The organism is Halorubrum sp. SD41 (assembly GCF_058630335.1).
In genome coordinates this window covers 1-1609 of sequence record NZ_JBZVGZ010000053.1, presented here as the reverse complement: position 1 = coordinate 1609, position 1609 = coordinate 1, and the positions used below count along the sequence as shown (strand labels likewise).

The 1609-nt window shown below is 67.2% G+C and carries 2 protein-coding genes; both read left to right on the top strand.

Annotated elements, in window-relative coordinates:
* Positions 1 to 273: 273 nt before the first annotated feature.
* On the top strand, positions 274 to 681 hold the full coding sequence (locus tag AC4NMM_RS15230; protein ID WP_096395000.1) for a hypothetical protein: 408 nt from the start codon (positions 274 to 276) through the stop codon (positions 679 to 681).
* Positions 682 to 782: 101 nt separating this feature from the next.
* Positions 783 to 1259, top strand: coding sequence for a hypothetical protein (locus AC4NMM_RS15225; RefSeq protein WP_491924654.1), 477 nt, complete (start codon positions 783 to 785; stop codon positions 1257 to 1259).
* Positions 1260 to 1609: the final 350 nt, after the last annotated feature.

Below are 1609 nucleotides of genomic sequence, written 5' to 3'. Positions count from 1 at the left end.
AAGTCGCAGCCCGCGCAGCGAACGGAGTGAGCGAGCAGGACCGTCTTCCGGAGGGGCGGGACTCAAAGGGGCAGCCGCGAGGCGGGCGCAGGCGACGTAAGCACCGCAACGAGGGAGCGAACAGAGTGAGCGACCGAGTGAGGCGCGCAGCGAGCGTGCGCCCGCCTCGCGGCTGGGGCTTTGGTGATGTTCTCCGCCGATCCACAGTTATCCATTTATAAGATACAACGACTCAGCCAAACGCCTATTTATCGCCGCGCCGCGACGCTAACCATGTCCCCCAAGCGGCGGGCCGTCCTCCTCCTCGGCGCGGGCGCGGTCGGGTTCGGCGGCATCTGGTACCGCGAACTGACGACCTGCGAGGAACTCGCCTGCTTCGAGTTCGAGTACCACGGCGCGGATGACGTGGCGAGTTTTCTGGACATCGAACACACGGGCGGGACGGAGCGCCTCCGCGCCGGGGACGTGTTCGTCACGAACGTCAGCGTGGACTACGAGGCCGGCGAGAACGACACCGTCGCGTGGGCCGAGTTGGACGACGACCTCGGACCCGACGACGCGATCAACGGGGAGACGCTGCGGATACCGATCCGGTTCCCGGACCTCGTGACCGTCCGCTGGCGTCGCGACGGCGACGAGGAGGTCGTCGGTGCGTGGGTGTACGACGACGACGAGCGGTGAGCGTCCCCGTCGCAGACGTTCGCCGTCGACAGTTCTCGCGGCGGACCGGCCAGCTCCCGACCCCCGAAAACGACTTTCGTGCGCGACGACACAGCCGACCTATGGCCCTCCAAGATGTTCGCCGTTCGTCGCATGTCGTCGGCGCCTCTCCGGCGAGGGGGCTGCTCGCATTGGCGGTGGTCGGCCTCCTCCTGCTCGCTTCCCTCGGATTTGCGCTCGGGTTGGACGTCGGAATCTCTCTCTGGTGGATCGCGGTGACGCTCGGGATCGCAGTCGCCGCGGGATCCGCGGGTGCGGGCCTCGTCCCGACCGTCGGCTCGCTGTGGCTCGTCGGGTGCTGGTGGTTCGCGTTCCCGCCGTTCGTCGGCTATCTCACAGGGAGCTGGGCGGGGTCGACGCGGTACAATCACCCGCGGATGTTGGGGTACGGGTACGAATCCGCGCGCGGCGAACTGCTCGGCGGGATCGAGTACGGATTTAAATACGGACTGCTGTTCGCGGTCGTGATCGGGGTGGTCGGGTACGCGGTCGGAGCGGCTATCAGTCGACTGTCGACGCGAACGAGCGAGTCTCGATAAGCTCAGTCGTTCGTTTATAAATCGTTGACTGCGGATCGGCGGCGAGTGCCTCCAAAGCCCCAGTCGCTCACTTATAGGCAGTTGCTGACGGATCGGCGGCGAGTGCCTCCAAAGCCCCAGTCGCGAGGACTCGCGCGGCTCGCTGCGCTCCTCAGTCGCTCGTTCCACTCGCTCCTTGTGGTGCTTGCGTCGCCGTGCTTCGTCCTCGCGACTGCCCCTTTGAGTCCCGCCCCGCCCCGCACAGCACCGCACCTCACACCTCCCCAACCTCGTCGGTCGCACCGTCGTCGCCGGCGGCTTTGCCGCCGGCTGCCAGAGGGACCTTCGGTCCCTCGCGGTTCGCGGCCGCC

Coding starts and splice junctions, on each gene's coding strand:
- AC4NMM_RS15230 (WP_096395000.1), top strand. CDS start 274: ATGTCCCCCAAGCGGCGGGCCGTCCTCCTCCTCGGCGCGGGCGCGGTC.
- AC4NMM_RS15225 (WP_491924654.1), top strand. CDS start 783: ATGGCCCTCCAAGATGTTCGCCGTTCGTCGCATGTCGTCGGCGCCTCT.